We start from the raw sequence: 16,946 nt of genomic DNA, 5'->3' as shown, positions 1-16,946 counted from the left end.
CCCGGGTCCGGGGCGTGCCGATCGGGACCCCGGCGACGAGCCCCCGTTGCGTAGGATCGGCGGTCGATCACGGGGGAGGCGACCGGATGAGGGTTGCGAAATCGACGGTGCCGGGTGGCCGCGCAGCGGCGCGGAGGCCACGCGTCCGGCGGACGGCGGCAGTCGTCGCCGCGTGCGCCCTGGCGGCGGGGTCGTCGCTGGTCGCGGCCCCGGTGGCGTACGCGGACCTCGAACGCCCCGGCGACGCCTGGCACCAGGCGCTGCTCGGGCTCGACCAGGCGCACCGGATCAGCCGCGGCGCCGGCGTCACGGTGGCGCTGCTGGACGGGGACATCGCACCGCACCGGGACCTGCGTGGTGCGCTGCTGGCCGAGGTGGACGCCACCGTCAAGGGCGATCCGGGTCACGGCGAGCGGGAGGAGTGGGGCACCGCGACGGCGGCCCTGATCGCCGGGCGCGGCAACGGCCGTACCGGGCTGCTCGGCGTCGCCCCGCAGGCGAAGATCCTGCCGGTACGGATCGGCGCCAGGGGGTACGACAGTGCACCGGCGGCGGTGGCCCGGGGCATCGACCTCGCCGTGGCCCGCCGTGCGAAGGTCATCGCGCTGTCGTACACCGGATCGGACGTCACCAACGACCTCCGCCGGGCGGTACGGGCGGCGGTGGCGGCCGACGTGCTGGTGGTCGCCCCCACCAACGGGCCGCTGGCGATGACCTCGTCGCTGGCGGAGCTGCCGGGCGTGGTGTCGGTCGGCGCCACCGACCGGGACGGTGAGCGGGACGCGATCGGCGACGGCGGGAGCCTGGACCTGGACGTGGTGGCGCCCGGCGAGAAGGTGGTCTCCGCGATGCGGATATCCGAGCTGGACGAGGACTTCCACGCCACCTACTCCGGCCCGCAGTACGCCAGCGCGCTGGTCGCCGGAGTCGCCGCGCTGGTCCGGGCGAAGTTTCCGGACCTGCCCGTGGCGGAGGTGATCCGGCGGCTCCGCACCACGTCGTCGACCGGCGCGGTCCGGCGGGACCTCACGAAGGGCTGGGGGCAGGTCAACGCCGCCGCCGCGCTCACCGCCACCCCGGTGGAGCTCCCGGCCGCCGCCCCGGTGGCGGCCGCTGCCGCCGACCCGGCCGCCGCCTGGTCGGCGCGGGACTTCCAGTGGTACCTCGACGCGCTGCGGGTGCCGGAGGCCCACCGGATCAGCCGGGGCGCCGGGGTGCGCATCGGGATGCTCACCAGCGGGATCGACGCCGACCACCCCGACCTGCGGGGGCAGGTCGAGCAGCCGGCCTGGCAGGACAGTCGCGGCCGGGTGCGGACGGGGGCGATGCCACCGGAGCAGGCGCGGTTCACGGAGAACGACCTGCGCGGCTACACCGGCGTCGCCGGGGTGGCGGTGGCCAAGGGCGGCTCGGGCCTGCTCGGTGTCGCCCCGGAGGCGAAGGTGCTGGCACTGCGCGGCTCCGTGCTGACCGGCAGGCACGTAGCGACCGGTCTGCGCTGGCTCACCGACCACGGCGCGAAGATCATCGTCCTGCCGTCCGGTCAGTTGGACGACGCGGGAGTGGACGGTGTCCGGTACGCGGTGAGCCGGGACGTCGTGGTGATCGGCGGCGCGGCCGACGACTTTCCCGAGACCTCCGGGGTGCTCACCGTCGGGGAGCTCTCCATCGACGGTGACCGGCGGGACACCGGCCGGGCGCTGGTGACCGCGCCGGGCAGCCAGCTCATGGTCGCCACCGCCAGCGCCACCGCCACCGGCACGGATCCCGCCGACCCGGACGGTTACGGGGTGAGCATCCTGGACGGCCCGGCGACCGGTTTCGTCGCCGGGTTGGCCGCCCTGGTCCGCGCCCGGTACCCGGATCTGAACGCGGCCTCGGTGGTGAACCGCCTCCTCGGCACCGCCACAGCGGTCGGTGGCACGGAGGGTGGCCGGTACGGCCGGGGCATCGTCGACCCGCTGTCCGCGCTCACCGCGGACGTCGCCGCGGTGCAGCAGAATCCCGCCGGTGATCCGGGGCCACCCCGGGACAACGGGGGTCCGCTCGCCGACGACCTGGTCGACAACGGCTTCCCGTTGCTCCGCATCGGGCTGGTTATCGCCGGGGTGTTGTTGCTGCTGCTGCTCGTCGCCGCGCTGGTGATCGTCTTCGTGGTGCTCCGTCGACGGCGCGCCACGGCCGCGCCGTCCGTGCCGCGCGCACCGGCCGGATACCCCGCACCGCCGCCCGGATACCCGGCACCGCCGCCGCCCGGATACCCGGCACCGCCGGTCGGGCCGCCCGGATACCCGGCACCGCCACCGCCCGGCCTCAATTTCCCGACGCCGCTGCCGGGCCCGGCCACACCGCCGCCGCCCGGCGCATCCGGCTCCCCCGCGCCACCGCCGACGTCAGCCGGCGCCCCGTCCACCCGGTCACCGGCCGACGGCTGACGGCTGAGCGAGACCGGCCGGTCTGCCGACCGTCCCGACCATGTCCGCCGGGCAGACCCGCCGGACGAGGTCGGGGCGGTGCGATCGGCGTGGGTTGTCAGCTGGGTAGATCGTCGCGCAACTGTTCGACCTGGCGCTCCAGGCGGTCCACCGCGGCCCTGTCGTTGAGGAACGTGCTGACCCCCGCCGCGAAGGCGATCGCGATCAGTACCGCCAGGATGCTGCAGACCAGGCCGCCGATCGCGACTCCCCGGCCGGTGACTCCGGGCCGGCGGGCCATCCTCAGCCCGACAACGCCGAGGATGATACCGATGATGCCAAGGATGAAGCCGGCGGCCGACAGGAGTACGGTCAGCGAGCAGATCAGGGCGGAAACGCCGAAGACCAGTGCAAACGTCGCTGCCGTACTCGTTTTCCCCGCTGTCGCGCCGCCTTCGCCGCGGCGCGGATAGCCGGCCGTACCCCGTTCAGGGATCGGTTGGTCTGATGCGGACATGCCTCGTCCCTTCGCTATGTGTTCCCGGCATCCCCGGTCCGTTCCGTTCCATGCCGATCTTGCCCGGATGGGCGCCCGACACCGTTCATGAACGGCTCCCCTGCCGGGGGCCCGCCCGGGTACGTACCGTCAGCGGCGCCGGTCGGAACCGCCCCGCGCCCGCTGCATGAGCTGACGCAGCTTCTGCCGGGCGCTCGGCTTCCTCGCCTCTCGCCGGACCCGGTCCATCAGGCTCCGCCCCTGCGGACTCCGCAGGAAGCCCTTGATCCGTTGCGCGACCACCGTCATGACCTGCACCTCCCGTGCCCATTCCGCTTCCGTCGCCTCCCAGTCTGGTCGACCGGGGGCCGGCGGGGGGCGTAGTCCGACCGATAGGGCGGACCCGAACACGACACCGAGGGGCAGACCGGTCGGCGCGGCGCCGGGGCCCGTGCCGACCTGCGGCTCGTCCACTGGGACACCGTGCGGATCGCACCGGCGGAACGGGACCTGTGGCTGGTTGTCGGCGACTCGGCGGACGTGCTGGAGGTCCTACACCCGGGCCACCGGCCGTCCCGTCGCCGCCGCCGGCCTGGCGCTGTCCGGCTCTGGTGGAAGCTCACCGACATCGCCAGCTTCGTCGACGACCTGCGCCGACACCGGTGAGCGAGTCCGACGGGTACGGCCCGGACGGGCCGGACCGGTCCAACGCCGAAGCCGACCGCGCGCAACGTTCGAACATGTTCGGCATTGGCCCAATTCGATCCTGAGCTGTGTGGATCTATTGACATCCACCGTCCAAGATTGTTTGAATTCGTTCAATCTGACGCGGAAGTGAGCGGGGCCGACCCGCCCATCCCCCCACCCCCGTCCGCTGTGGCCGACCGTCCACTTCCGCGTACCGCGGCAGCCGCCGTTCCCCCGTGCACACTCGTGAAGGGGCGCTCTCGGATGACCACCCACCCCAGCACCCGGCGTCGGCGGATCACCGCCCTCGCCACCGTGGCCATACTGGCCGCGATCCCGATCCCGGACGCGGCGAGAGCCGCCCCGCCATCCCCCGCCGACACCGGTTGGACGAAGGGGACACCGCCGCTGGCCACCCCGTGGACCGACGACGTGTCGCCGGACAACGCCCTCCCGGAGTACCCACGGCCCCAGTTGACCCGGACCCGCTGGCAGAACCTCAACGGCGTGTGGGAGTTCGCCGCCGCCGCTCCCGACGAGGCCGTCCCGGTGGGCGAGGAACTGCCCGAACGGGTGCTGGTGCCGTACCCCATCGAGTCGGCGCTCTCCGGGATCCAGCGGCACGAGGACCGGATGTGGTACCGCCGGACCTTCACCGTGCCGCCGGACTGGCAGGTCGGCAGCGACCAGCGGCTGCTGTTGCACTTCGGCGCCGTCGACTACGACTCGAAGGTGTGGGTCAACGGTGAGCAGGTGGCGACGCACCGGGGCGGCTACGACGGCTTCAGCGCGGACGTCACCGACGCGCTGCGGCCGGACGGCGCCCAGGAGCTGATCGTCTGGGCGGAGGACCTCACCGACGCGACCTTCCAACCGGTCGGCAAGCAGCGTCGGGTCGGCGACCGGGGCATCTTCTACCAGGGCAGCTCCGGCATCTGGCAGACGGTCTGGATGGAGCCGGTCGCCGCCGCCGGGGCCGTGGACTCGCTGGACATGACGCCGGACCTCGGCGACAAGACGCTGCGGCTGCGGGTGAACCCCACCGCCGGCGCCGCGGGACTCACCGTCGAGGCGGTCGCGTACGACGGGCGCCGGGCGCTCGGTCGGGTGACCGGGGCGGTCGGTACCGAGCTGAGCCTGCCGATCCGCACGCCGAAACTGTGGTCACCGGACACGCCGTTCCTGTACGACCTGCGGGTGCGACTGCTCGACGGCCGCCGTCCGGTCGACGAGGTGGGCTCCTACTTCGGGATGCGGGAGATTGGCAAGGCGGAGGGCGCCGACGGGAAGCTGCGGCTGACCCTCAACGGCGAGATCCTGTTCCACATGTCCACCCTGGACCAGGGGTTCTGGCCGGACGGGCTGAACACCGCGCCGACCGACGAGGCGCTCCGCTTCGACCTGGAGCAGCACAAGGTGCTGGGCTTCAACACGGTCCGCAAGCACATCAAGGTGGAACCCGCCCGCTGGTACTACTGGGCGGACCGGCTGGGTCTGCTGGTCTGGCAGGACATGCCCTCGACAAAGACCGGCCGGCCACCGGTGGAGTGGCAGCGGCAGTGGGAGTCCGAGCTGCACGAGATGATCGCGGAGCACGACAACATCACCTCGATCGTGGTCTGGGTACCGTTCAACGAGGGTTGGGGCGAGTGGAGCCGGGAGGCGACCGGCCGGATCGCGGACGAGCTGCGGGCCCGGGACCCGGGCCGGCTGGTCAACGCGCACAGCGGGGTGAACTGCTGCGACTCCCTGGGTGACTCGGGGCGGGGCGACATCATCGACCACCACCAGTACCTCGGTCCGGCAGCGCCGATCCCCCGGGGTGACCGGGTGGCGGTGGACGGTGAGCACGGCGGGATCGGGCTCGAGGTCGAGGGTCACATGTGGTTCGGCGAGGGCGGGGCGTACGAGATGGTCCCCGACTCGGCGACGCTGACCCAGCGGTACGTGGAGAACCAGCGCGCGCTGCTGGGGATCGCCAACACCTGCGGCGTCTCCGCCGGTGTCTACACCCAGATCACCGACGTGGAGCACGAGGTCAACGGGTTCTTCACCTACGACCGGCAGGTCGAGAAGATGGACTTCGACCAGGTGCGGGCGATCAATCAGGAGATCATCCGGTCGGCCGACGGCACCGGGGAGCCCACCCCTGAACCGCCGCCGGGCACGCCCGGCCTCGCCGGGGTCGGCTACTGGCCGCTGGACGAGAACACCGGCACCACGGCCGGGGACGCGGCCGGGGAGAACGACGGCACGCTGGTCAACGGCCCGACCTGGACGCCCGGCCGGAGCGGCGCCGCGCTGGCGTTCAACGGCACCGACCAGTACGTCGACACCGGCCGCACCATCCTGGACACCACCGCCAGCTACTCGGCCTCGGCGTGGGTGAAACTGGACAGCGTGGGCGGCGCCTTCCAGACGGTGGTGAGCCAGGACGGTCCCTCGGCCAGCGCCTTCTTCCTGCAGTATTCGGGCCAGAACCGGCGGTTCGCGATGAGCTTCGCCGGGGTCCGGGCGCTCGCCCCCACCGAGCCCGTCGCCGGGCAGTGGTACCACCTCGCCGGCGTCCGGGACGCGGCAACCGGCGAGCTGCGGCTCTACGTCGACGGCGAACTCGCCGGCCAGGTCGACGCCTGCCTCGGGACCGCCTCCACCGGTCCCCTGGTGATCGGGCGGGGCCGGTTCGACAGCAAGCCCGTCGACTACCTGGACGGCACGATCGACCAGGTGCACGTGTACGACCGGGCGTTGAGCGCCACCGAGGTGAAGGCGCTCTACGACTCGGGCCAGTAGTAGTTACCGGATTCTCGGGCGGGGGCGCTGCCGGCGCTCCCGCCCGTCGGTTCAGGAGCCGTCCGGCGCTGCGCCAGCGTCCACGCGTCAACTCCACCGCTTGCCCGTCGGTCACCCGGCAATTATGGGTTCCAGCGATGCTGGGCCGCGCTCGCCGACTGGTGATGCCTCTCAGGCATATTCATGCCTGAGAGGCATACCGCTCAACCGGACCTCCGCCACCCGCGCGTCGCGATGGTCCACCGGATCATTCCGTCGCCACTCCCCCCAGCGTGGATCGACCGCCCGGTCCGAACGGGTGGACCTGCCCCAACGGGCAGCCGATCGTGCCCTCGGCGGTGCATGCGCGGCGTCCGGGACCGGGCGGCGAACCGATAAATCTGGTGGGGTGGAACGCGAGCACACGCCCGAGCCGGTGCAGGCCCGCCACGGCCGGGACGTACAGGCGACCGGCACGGTACGCCCGCGCGGAGGACATGCGTCGGATGTCGGCGCCCGGACGGTCCTGCGGTTGCAGGCCAGGGCCGGGAACACGGCCGTCAGCCGAATGCTGGCGCAGCGTCGGGAGCCTCCCGGTCTGCCGCACGTGCAGCGCGAGGACGTTCCCGCCGCGCCCCCGACACCGAAAGAGCTCATTTCGAAGTACACGACACTGCTCGTGCTCGACGAGGCGGAGCTCGGAAAGGACCTCGCGGCGCGGGTGGTCGAACAGCAGGGCGTCATGCTCGCCCACGGGGTGTTCGACAATCTCCGGACGACCGACCGTGACGACGTCGCGGAGGAACTGGTCAGGTCTGCCGGAAGCCGGCTCCGGGACGTGGACGAGGGTCTGCGCATCCGGCTCATCAGGGAGATGCTCGACACCGTCGTCGACGAGGACGCGGAGCGGCAGGTCACGGCCGTCTGGCTGAGCTTCGAGAACCAGGGGACGCTGGGCAGGGTCATCACCAACCACCGGGCGCTGTGGGACCTCGCGTTCAGCCAGTGCAAGCCGTTGAGCGACCATTTCGCCGCCTACACCGCCGCATTCCGCATGGACATCCTCAAGGCCGCCGGGATCTACCTGGAGGAGAACCGCAAGCTGACAGAGCAGGCGGCCAAGGAGATCGGGCTGAATCTGGGCGGGACACCGGACGCGGCGTCCCCGGAACAGGCGGATCTCCATCTGACCGAGGTACGCAGGGCGGCCAAGGTCGTGACACAGCTCCAGGCCCTGACCGAGGAACTGCGGCTGGTGCCGGTCGGCTATCGCAACACTCCCGAGCTCCAGCAGAAGCTCTCGGCCGACGCCCAGACCGACGCGGAGGCATACCAGGCGCTCACCCAGCCGCCCCCCGAGCAGCTGCGCCGGTACGGGCAGCCCGACTTCTTCGACCCGCTCCGGCGCCCCGGCTACCCGCCGACCGGAATGGACCAGCCGGAAATGGCGCAGTGGACGGAGGTGGAGTCGCACCACAGCAAGATGCAGTCGATGATCGCCAGCTACGCGCGCGCCTACCCGGCGGTCCACGCCTCGATCATGCAGGGAGGCGTCGGGGAGTTGGCCGCCGCCACCGATGCCGGCAAGGCCCGGGCGCTGCTGGAGGGCACCCTCGGGAAGACGCTCGAGGCGATCGCCGAATCCAGGACCAGACTCGGGACCGGCATCACCCACTACGACCTCGTTCCGATCCAGGAGCAGCTCTTCACCAACACGCTCGCCGCGCCGGCCACGGCGTCGGTCAACTGGCAGGAACCGCTCTACTCGGCACTCGGGCACATCGATCTCGACAAGCAGAAGGCCGAGGAGTTCTGGACGCAGCTGGGTCTGAACATGGTCTCGGCATTCGCGCTTATCGCCGCGCCGTTCACCGGAGGGTTGACGGCTGCCCTCCTGGTCGGCGCCGGCCTCGGTATCGGCGCGGGCACGGCCGCCGCGAGCTGGAACCGGTACCTCCAACTCCGCCCCCTGGAAACCGCCGCGATCGCCGACGAGCTGTCCTTCGTCCAGAAGGGCGTCGTCGACGGCGCCCTCCTGGAGGCGACGTTCGCGACGGTGGGCGTGTTCCTGGACGCCCTGGGTGTGCACGCCGGCATGAAGCAGGCCGGCGGCGTTGATCGGGCGAAGGCGCTGGCCGACCTGCACGCGACGATCGAGGCGCAGGAGGCCGCCGCGCAGGCGCGCATGAGGATGCAGTCGCAGGGTCTGAAGGACGCGGCCGGGACGGCCGCCGGAGCGGCCGTCGCGATCGGTGCCCACGAACTCGAAGACGCGATGCCGGAGCCCGACCTCCAGGTGAGCGCGGGCGGCTTGCAGATTGACCTGCCTCCCGCCGAGGCCTCCGTACAACCCAGTGCAATGGGCCCGAAAAGCGTCCAGCGTCAGCCGAACAAGCAGCTCGCCGCGGCCACGGCGGCCATGGCCGTAATCGATTCCGGCGATCTCCCGCCGCACTGGGGAGACCGGTTCGAACTGACGGTGCTGGCGAGCGTGCTCCGCGGCGAGGTCGACGGGATGTCCGGGATCACGTACGCGTTCCGTGCGCAGCACAACACGCGCGGACACGGAATCGACATCATCGCCGTCGGGAGCGACGGCAAGGGCAAGCTCAAACTCTGGCAGATCGAATGCAAGTGGGTCGGCGGGGAATCACGCTTCGAACGCAACCTCGGCGGATCGCGCGCCGGCATCCAGACCGGCGCCGAGTGGACCAGGGACAACTTCGTCAAATGGTGGGCGGTTGCCTCCCAGGATCACCGGAGGGAACTACTCATTGCCGTGAAGGCGGCGAACGGGGGCCACGCGGTTGACGCGGCGACCCTGACGAAGCTGATCGCCGACGCGGAAGTCATCATCGCCGCGCCGCTCGGTGCCGGAGCGGCGGGCCTGATGCGCAAGATATGGGGAACCATGGGGGCGCTCACCCGATTCGGCGGCCGGACGATGCGCTACCGGGAGATCCCACCGATGTGACGCGACCGTTCGCTCGGAATGACGGTCGGGTCAGTACGCCTCGACGTACACCGCGATGCTGCGGGGCGGCACGGTGAAGGTGCCGGTGGCCCGGTCGAACGAGGCGGTCCGCAGCACCGGATCGGCCGACTCGCGCAGCACCGGGTGCAGCCCGACGTCCGCACCACGCAGCCCCGCCACGGTCTGGGTCGCCGCCGCCGGGGTGGCGTTGAAGACCACTGTCACCGACCGCCAGCGCTCGTCCAGCCCGGTCCCGTCCAGCCGCATCGTGATCACCCCGGGCGTCTCGGCGGCACCCGACAACGGAAACGACACCCGGCGCTGCACCTGGGCGGCATCGGCCAGCCCGAAGACCGGCGACGACCCCCGGACCCGCAGCAGCTCCCGGTAGCGCGCCTCGGTCAGGTCGATCGCGGCGCAGTCCGGCACCAACCTCGGGTCGGTTAGCAACGGCCGGGCGTACGGCCACTTGTCGGCGTTGTCCACCGCCGGGGGCAGCCCGACGCCGAAGCCGTTCCCCGCCGCGCAGTCCCAGCGGATCTGGTTGAAGTGGTCCCCGCTGTTGTACGAGTTGCGGTCCAGCGACTTCGAACGGAGCCGCTCGCTGCCGGCGGTGACGAACCCGGTCCCCTGGCCCAGCACGACGGTGCCGAGCGAGAGCACCTGCATCCGCGCCCGGTCGGTCGACGACGTCGAGACCGGCAGCTTGTACGCCAACGCGTCGTACAGGATCTCGTTGTCGTGGGCGTCCACATAGGTCACCGCCTCGCCCGGCGCGCCGGTGTAGCCGGCCGGTGAGCCGTTGTAGTCCACGTCCGCCCCGGTCACCGGCTCGCCGGACGACGCGACGAACCGGTAGCCGGCGAGGTTGCCGGTGAGCCCGACCTTGATCTGGTCCTGCTGGTGCAGCAGCCGGCTCCGCTGCTGTGCGGCCGTGCCGTTGACCGGGTCGCCGTTCGGGTCGGTGAAGAGCCCGGAGCCGAAGCCCTGCACCCGGGGGTTGGCGTCGAACGGCCCGCCGCCGCGTACGGCGTCGCGCAGCCGGTCGTTGAAGGTGCCGATCCCGGTGCCGGCCATGTTGGCCTGGGTGGCCTGGGTGAACCGGGCGTCGCCGGCCACCTCGCCGAAGTCCCAGCCCTCGCCGTAGAGCAGGATCGACGTCCCGTCCACCCCGTCCCGGGCCGGCGTCAGCCGGTCCAGCGCCGCCCGTACCGCCAGGATGTTCGCCTTCGGGTGGTGTCCCATCAGGTCGAACCGGAACCCGTCCACCTTGTACGTGCGCGCCCAGGTGACGATCGAGTCGACCACCAGCTTGCCCATCATGGCGTGCTCCGGGGCGGTGTTGGCGCAGCAGGTCGAGTTGGCCACCGTCCCGTCGTCGAGCAGCCGGTGGTAGTAGCCGGGCACGATCTGGTCCAGCACCGACCTCGGGTCGGCCCCCGACGCCGACGTGTGGTTGTAGACCACGTCCAGCACCACCCGCAGCCCGGCCGCGTTGACCCCGGCCACCATCTGCCGGAACTCCCGCGTCCGCCGCTCCGGGTCGACCGCGTACCCGCCCTCCGGCACCGTGTAGTGCAGCGGGTCGTACCCCCAGTTGTAGCCGTCGGTGTCTCCGACCGCGCCCACGCACTCCTGCTGCCGCTCGGAGTCCGGCGGCAGCGCGGCCAGGTCGCAGGGCGGCGCGGCCTGGTCGGCCCGGCGCTCCGGAATGGTGGCGAAGTCGAACGCCGGCAGCAGGTGCAGGTGGGTCACCCCGGCCGCGCCGAGCGCCCGCAGGTGCCGCATGCCGGTGCTCGCCGGGTCGGTGAAGGCCAGGTAGGTCCCCCGGCGTTCCGCCGGCACCGACGCGTCGGCGATGGAGAAGTCCCGGACCGAGACCTCCTGGATCTGGGTACGCGTCGGCGGCGCGGCCGCCGGCTTGCGCAGCCCCGCCCAGCCATCCGGGGCGAGCGCCGGGTCGGCCAGGTCGACCAGCCGGCTGTGCGTGGAGTTCACCGCCAGCGCCACCGAGTAGGGGTCGGTGACCGAGGCGGTCACCATCCGCCGTGCCGCCGGCTGCCAGGCGTCCACCCGGTAGCGGTAGTAGCGCCCCAGCCAGCTCCGCTCGCCGCGTACCGACCAGACGCCGGTCCGGTCGTCGCGGCGCATCGGCACCGTGCGCGGCGTCGCGGTCGGCGAGTCGGACAGCTCCAGCTCGACGGTGCGGGCGGTCGGCGCCCAGACCGCCAGGCCGGGCCGGCCCCGCTCGACGGTGGGGCCGAGGGTGGCCTGCGTCGCCGCCGGGTAGACGTCGTCGAGCACGCCGGGGATCTGCACCCCGGTCGCCCCGAGCAGCGCCCCGGTGTGGTCCCGTTCGGTCAGCACGAGTTGCCCGCGCAGCGCCGCCGGCACCCGGGCCAGGTCGCGCGGGTCCAGGCCGAGGGCGGCGTACTGCCACAGGTGGGGGAATCTCGCCCGCTGGGCCTCGGTGAGCCCGTCGCGCCGCGCCCGCAACGGGATCGAGGTGTACGTCCCGACCAGCTCGCCGTCCACCACGGCGAGCCCGCCGTCCGGGGCGCTGACCAGGTCGTACCGCCGTCCGTCGGTCGGCTCCCCCGGGGGCCGGGCCACGGTCGACCGGTCGATCCAGTGCGCCCGCTGTCTGCCGATGTCGAGGTCCGGGCCGGCCGTACCGCCGGTGGCCGGGAGGAGCCGCCCCGGGGTGCCGGCGAGCAGCCACACCTCCCGTCCGGCGGTGGCGAAGTTGAGGCGCTGGTCGTCGGGGAGGTCCTTGGTGTCGCCGTGGTGGATGACGTAGCTCAGCCCGGTCGCCCCGGCGGCCAGCGGCACCCGGAAGGTGATCCCGAAGTCGTCCCGGCTGGCCGGCGGCAGCGGCTGTGCCCAGTCGGTCGGGTCCGCCGCGCCGTCCCAGACGTGCAGGCCCCAGCCGTCATATGGATCTCCGGCCGGAAGGCATAGGCCGGAAGGACAGTTGTTGTCGGCGCGGCGGTAGTGCAGCACCGCGGTACCCTCCTCGGCCGGCGGGTCCGGCTCGCCGGTCGCCGCCTCCCGGCTCGGGTGAACCGTCGGGTCACCCTGCTTGAGCCAGACCTCCCCGGTCCGGGTCACGTCGACGGTCCGGTCCACGGCCACGTCCTTGCTGCCGTCGGCGTCCACCACCAGGAAGCTCACCGAGGCGGCGCCGGGCTTGAGCTTCACCCAGGCGAACCGGCCGTACGGGTCCTCGCCGGCGAACGGCTGCCCACCCGGCCACGGGACCTGGTACGCCGGGTCGACGTCGCCCCAGGCGTGCAGCCGCCAGTCGGCGTACCCGCCGGCCGGCCGCTGGTAGTGCACGACCAGCCAGTCCCGGGTGTCGGCGCGGGGCGGGGTGGCCACGGTGGCGGTCGACCTGGCCGTGGCGGTCCGTCCCGCGCTGTCCCGCACCACCGCCTTGTACTCGATCCGGGCACCGGCCGGCAACCCGGTCAGGTCGTGGTACACCCGATAGGGCACCGGCGAGCCGTGGTTGGTGGCCCGGCCGAGCAGCGTCCAGTCGCCGCCGGAGACCCGGGCCGCCACGGTGACGGTGGCCAGCGGGTCCCCGGTGACCTGGGCGACCACCCCGACCCGGGTCGGTACGGCGGCGTCCGGCGCCGGCTCGGTGATCCGGACGGTCGGTGCCGCCGACGGCCGGGCGATCGGTGCGCCGGCCCGCAGCACGACGGCGCCCAGCGGCGGCACGGTGAGGCTGAGCTTCCCGTCCGGCCCGGCCGGGGCCGCCCCGGCGCCGCCGTAGATCCCGGTGAAGGTGGCACCCGCCGACCAGGTGTCCACGGTGACGGTCTGCGCGGTGGCGGCGTTGTTGACCGCGGCGACGTACTCCACCCGCTGGGTCGGGTCGACCCGGGAGAAGGCGAAGACGCCGGGCCCGTCGGCGGCGTACCGGGTGACCTGGATGCCGTCCCGCAGCGCCGGATGCGCCCGGCGCAGCCCGCCCAGCTCGGCGATCGTCCGGTAGACCGGGTGCGCCGGGTCGAACTGGTCGACCGCGTGGGTCCGGTCGGTGCCGATCAGGTCGTCGTCCAGATAGTCGGCCGTACGGGAGGCGAACATGTCCTGCCGGGCATCCTTGTCGCCGCCCGGCCCGGTGAAGCCCTGCTCGTCGCCGGAGTAGACCACCGGCTGTCCCCGGGTCAGGAACATCAGCTCGTGCGCGAGCAGGTCCCGGCGCAGGTGGGTCGCCGGGTCGGTGCCGCCGCCGGCGATGAACGAGCCGATCCGGCCCATGTCGTGGTTGCCGAGGAAGGTGGGCAGCCGCCCGGCGTCGGTGTCCCGGGCGGTGTAGAGGTCGTCGGCGGCGAAGCCGTCGGCGAGCGCCCTGGCCGGGCCGCCGCTCGCGACGTACCCTCGGGTGGCGTCCTGGAAGGTGAAGTCCAGGGTGGCCGGCAGCCCGCCCCGCCGGACGTACGTCGAGGGCACCTCCGGGTTGGTGTCGTAGACCTCGCCGAACATGAAGAAGTCCGGCTTGCCGGCCCGCTGGGCGGCCCGGTCGATGCCCCGGCTGAACTGCGGCCAGAAGTCCAGGTTGACGTGCTTGACGGTGTCCAGCCGGAAGCCGTCGACCCCGAGCCCGGTGATCCAGTCGGCGAAGATCTCGGTCATCCCGTGGACCACCTCGGGCCGCTCGGTCCAGAGATCGTCCAGGCCGAAGAAATCGCCGTACTCGCTGTTCTCGCCGACGAAGGTGGTGTCGCCCCGGTTGTGGTACATCGTCGGGTCGTTCAGCCAGGCCGGCACCTTGACCCGCCGGTCGGCGGTGCTGCCGAAGGTCGGGGTGTACGGGAAGGACGTGGCGTCGACCGGCGGGAACTTCCGGCTGCCGTCGGCGTAGTTGCGGTCCTCGAACGGCCGCCCCCGCGCGTCCCGGTACGGCGCGCTCGCCTTGTCCCGGTAGGCGTACTCGTCCTCGGCGTACCGGATGACGTCGGCGGTGTGGTTGACGATGACGTCCAGATAGATCTTGATGTCTCGCCGGTGCGCCTCCCGGACCAGCGTCCGCAGTTCCTCGTTGGTGCCAAAGTGCGGGTCGACCCGGGTGAAGTCGGTGATCCAGTATCCGTGGTAGCCGGCCGACGCGTCGGCTCCGCTGCCCTGCACCGGCCGGTTGGCGAACACCGGCGCCAGCCAGATCGCGGTGGTGCCGAGCCCCTGGATGTAGTCCAGTTTCCGCAGCAGGCCGCGCAGGTCCCCGCCGTGGTAGAAGCCCTTGTCGGTCGGGTCGTACCCGCTGGTCAGCCGGTCACCGGGCAGTCCACCCCGGTCGTTGCGCGGGTCGCCGTTGGCGAACCGGTCCGGCAGCACGAAGTAGAACTGCTCGGCCCGGCCGCGCTTGTCGTCCGACGCCGCCGTCAGCAGCGCCTCGACCGAGGGCTCCGTGCTCCACCGCGCACCGCCGGGCGCGGCGGGCTCCCCACCACCCGCACCGGCCGCCGCCGACCGGCCGACCGGACCGGTTGCCGAGCCGGCACCGGGGCCGGGGACCGGGCCGCCGGCCAGCGACAGCGCCAGCACGGCGACGAGACCAACCAGGACGGTACGCGGAACGGACGACGGCTTCATCGACGGCCTTCCTCTGTGGTCGACTCGCCGCACCGTAATCCTTTGCGGAAAGAATGTGCAAGACCTTGCAGCATCAGGCCGCGCCAAGCAGAGACTTGCGCAAGGCACCCGGCTCCGGGCACCTGTCGATCGGTGCGGTCGCCGGCCCGCTCGACGGCGGGCTCAGTCGTTCAGTCCAGGCCGCAGCGGGCACCGCCGCCCACCACGCAACTGCTCGGCACCTCGGCCCGGCCGTAGCGGTCGAAGTGGAACCGCAGCGCGACCGAGGAGTCCCGGTCCACCGGCTCGGTGCTGCTGAAGACGTACGTCGCGCCGGAGCGGCGGACCGTCGGCTGCGGTGTGTCCTCCACCCAGAACGACCGCAGGCCGTGCACCTCGGACGGGAACCGCACCTCGACCGTCCACTGTCGTGCCGCGTCCGAGTGGTTGCGGACCCGCACCTCGGCGATGAACGAGTCGTCGTACTCGGCCAGCACCCGGTACCGGCCGGTCAGCGCGGCGGGTTCCCGGGGCGGCGGTGGGGCGGGCCGGCCGGCGGACCGGGTGGTCCGGGACGGGGTCGGCCGGGCGGTGGTCGGGGCGGTGCTCGCCGAGCGGGCGGCGGACGGCGACCGGGAGACCGCGGACGAGGCGGGACCGGAGCCGGACGGGGAACCGGGCCGCGACGCCGTCCCACCGGGCGCGTACGGCCAGACCGGGTCGGGGGCGCCCGCGGTGGGGCGCTCGGCCGAGAGGTACGCCGCGACGGCCACGAAGAGCAGCACCACCACCAGTGCACCGCCGAGCACCGCGACCCACGGCACCGCCGCGAACAGCCGGCGCCGGCGCTCCGCCGCACCGCCCGGTCGAGGCTCCTCGGGGCCACCCACCGGACCTCCCACCGGACCACCCACCGGATCGCTCACCGGACCTCCCACCGGGCCGCTCACCGGGCCGGGATCCGCACCGAGATCTCGCTGCCCAGCCTCGCCCCGCCGGTCAGGCCCAGCTCGTCCCCGCTCCAGAACCGGCCGGGGTCGTACCAGTTCGGACGGCGGCCGGCCGGCAGCAGTCCCATCTCCTGGTAGGTGACCGCGACGACCTCGGCGCAGTACGCGGTCTCCAGCGCGCTGTCGGACACGGCGCTGCCTGGCACGGCGCTGCCTGGCACGGCGCTGTCGGACGGCCGGGTCTCCGCGCCGGCGGCTTCCGGGGGGTGGCTCCGACCGAACGGGCCGGAGCGCAGGGCCGGGGCGCGGCCACGCAACCACCGCCAGGCGAGCTGGGCGGTGGACGGGAACGGCGTACCGTCCAGCCGGGCGACGGTGCGCAGCACGGCGTTCTCCATCTCCCGGCCGGCCGGGGGTTCGAGCTGGCGCAACCAGGCCCGCTGGCCGTACCGGTTGGCCCAGACCCGGACCGCGTCCCGCAGGTCGTGCAGCTGCACACCCCGGTGGTGGTTGCCCGACCAGACGTCCGGCAGCGACCGCCCCAGCTCGGCGTGCCACATCAGCGGCGGCAGATCCTCGATCACCACCGCCATGCCCACGTGGTTGACCGGGCTGTTCGTGGTGAGCTGGATCGCCCGGTCCGGCACGCTGCGACCGCGGAACACCCACAGGTCGCCGGTACGGGTCAGCTCCACGGCCTCGTCGAGAGTGAGTTCGCTCATGCGTCCGCCCCGCCCCGCTCGCTCATGCCCGTCTCATACCCGAGCGCGGGTCCCAGGAGACCCCCCGCACCGAACCCGCCCGATCCGTGCGGCACGCCCGCTCACGTTCCCGCATACCCTAGGCGGATGCGCTGGTGGAAGGTAATTGGTGTGGCAGCTTTCGTCGGGGTCGCGGCGAGCGGGGTGGCGATCGCGCGCTCGGAGCGCCGCCGCCGGGCGTACACCCCGGAGCAGATCCGGGACCGCCTCCGCGCCCGGCACGCCGAAGCCGCCGAGGTGTAAGGAAGGGCCCCTTCTTATCGCTTTTTGTATAGGAAGGGCCCCCTCCTAACCGCGCTCGGCCCGCAG

General features: G+C 72.7%; 10 protein-coding genes. 5 read left to right on the top strand and 5 right to left on the bottom strand.

Features of this window, described 5'->3' with window-relative positions:
• Window positions 1-86 precede the first annotated feature (86 nt).
• Window positions 87-2,435 (top strand): S8 family serine peptidase, encoded by a 2,349-nt coding sequence (locus ACQEUR_RS17785; protein ID WP_433032108.1) that lies wholly within the window; start codon window positions 87-89, stop codon window positions 2,433-2,435.
• 97 nt (window positions 2,436-2,532) lie between these two features.
• Here the strand turns inward: ACQEUR_RS17785 and ACQEUR_RS17780 are convergent, their stop codons facing one another.
• A complete protein-coding gene (locus ACQEUR_RS17780; protein WP_433032106.1) occupies window positions 2,533-2,931 on the bottom strand; it encodes a DUF4190 domain-containing protein in 399 nt (132 codons plus the stop codon).
• A 129-nt stretch (window positions 2,932-3,060) separates the two neighbouring features.
• The gene (locus tag ACQEUR_RS17775; RefSeq protein WP_433032103.1) at window positions 3,061-3,219 is read right to left on the bottom strand and encodes a hypothetical protein; all 159 of its coding nucleotides are present in this window, start codon (window positions 3,217-3,219) and stop codon (window positions 3,061-3,063) included.
• 174 nt (window positions 3,220-3,393) lie between these two features.
• Between ACQEUR_RS17775 and ACQEUR_RS17770 the strand changes: the two genes are divergently transcribed.
• The 3 genes from ACQEUR_RS17770 (at window position 3,394) to ACQEUR_RS17760 (ending at window position 9,343) form a co-directional block, all read left to right on the top strand.
• Window positions 3,394-3,576 carry a hypothetical protein gene (locus tag ACQEUR_RS17770; protein WP_433032100.1) on the top strand — a complete coding sequence of 61 codons (183 nt, stop codon included), beginning with the start codon at window positions 3,394-3,396 and terminating at the stop codon, window positions 3,574-3,576.
• A 285-nt stretch (window positions 3,577-3,861) separates the two neighbouring features.
• On the top strand, window positions 3,862-6,390 hold the full coding sequence (locus ACQEUR_RS17765) for a LamG-like jellyroll fold domain-containing protein (protein ID WP_433032097.1): 2,529 nt from the start codon (window positions 3,862-3,864) through the stop codon (window positions 6,388-6,390).
• A gap of 547 nt (window positions 6,391-6,937) precedes the next feature.
• A complete protein-coding gene (locus tag ACQEUR_RS17760) occupies window positions 6,938-9,343 on the top strand; it encodes a hypothetical protein (protein WP_433032094.1) in 2,406 nt (801 codons plus the stop codon).
• Window positions 9,344-9,373: 30 nt separating this feature from the next.
• Here the strand turns inward: ACQEUR_RS17760 and pulA are convergent, their stop codons facing one another.
• From pulA to ACQEUR_RS17745, 3 genes are all read right to left on the bottom strand, one after another.
• Complete coding sequence (gene pulA, locus ACQEUR_RS17755; RefSeq protein ID WP_433032092.1) at window positions 9,374-14,947, bottom strand: pullulanase-type alpha-1,6-glucosidase; 5,574 nt, start codon at window positions 14,945-14,947, stop codon at window positions 9,374-9,376.
• A 170-nt stretch (window positions 14,948-15,117) separates the two neighbouring features.
• The gene (locus ACQEUR_RS17750; RefSeq protein WP_433032089.1) at window positions 15,118-15,852 is read right to left on the bottom strand and encodes a hypothetical protein; all 735 of its coding nucleotides are present in this window, start codon (window positions 15,850-15,852) and stop codon (window positions 15,118-15,120) included.
• 20 nt (window positions 15,853-15,872) lie between these two features.
• Window positions 15,873-16,598, bottom strand: a complete 726-nt coding sequence (locus ACQEUR_RS17745; RefSeq protein WP_433032086.1) for a hypothetical protein — start codon at window positions 16,596-16,598, stop codon at window positions 15,873-15,875.
• A gap of 126 nt (window positions 16,599-16,724) precedes the next feature.
• On the opposite strand from ACQEUR_RS17745, the gene ACQEUR_RS17740 reads away from it, so the two are divergent.
• On the top strand, window positions 16,725-16,880 hold the full coding sequence (locus ACQEUR_RS17740; RefSeq protein WP_433032083.1) for a hypothetical protein: 156 nt from the start codon (window positions 16,725-16,727) through the stop codon (window positions 16,878-16,880).
• Window positions 16,881-16,946 lie beyond the last annotated feature (66 nt).

The sequence above is a fragment of the Plantactinospora sp. CA-290183 genome (assembly GCF_050936375.1).
Classification (GTDB): domain Bacteria; phylum Actinomycetota; class Actinomycetes; order Mycobacteriales; family Micromonosporaceae; genus Plantactinospora.
This window is presented reverse-complemented; position numbering and strand designations above follow the sequence as displayed.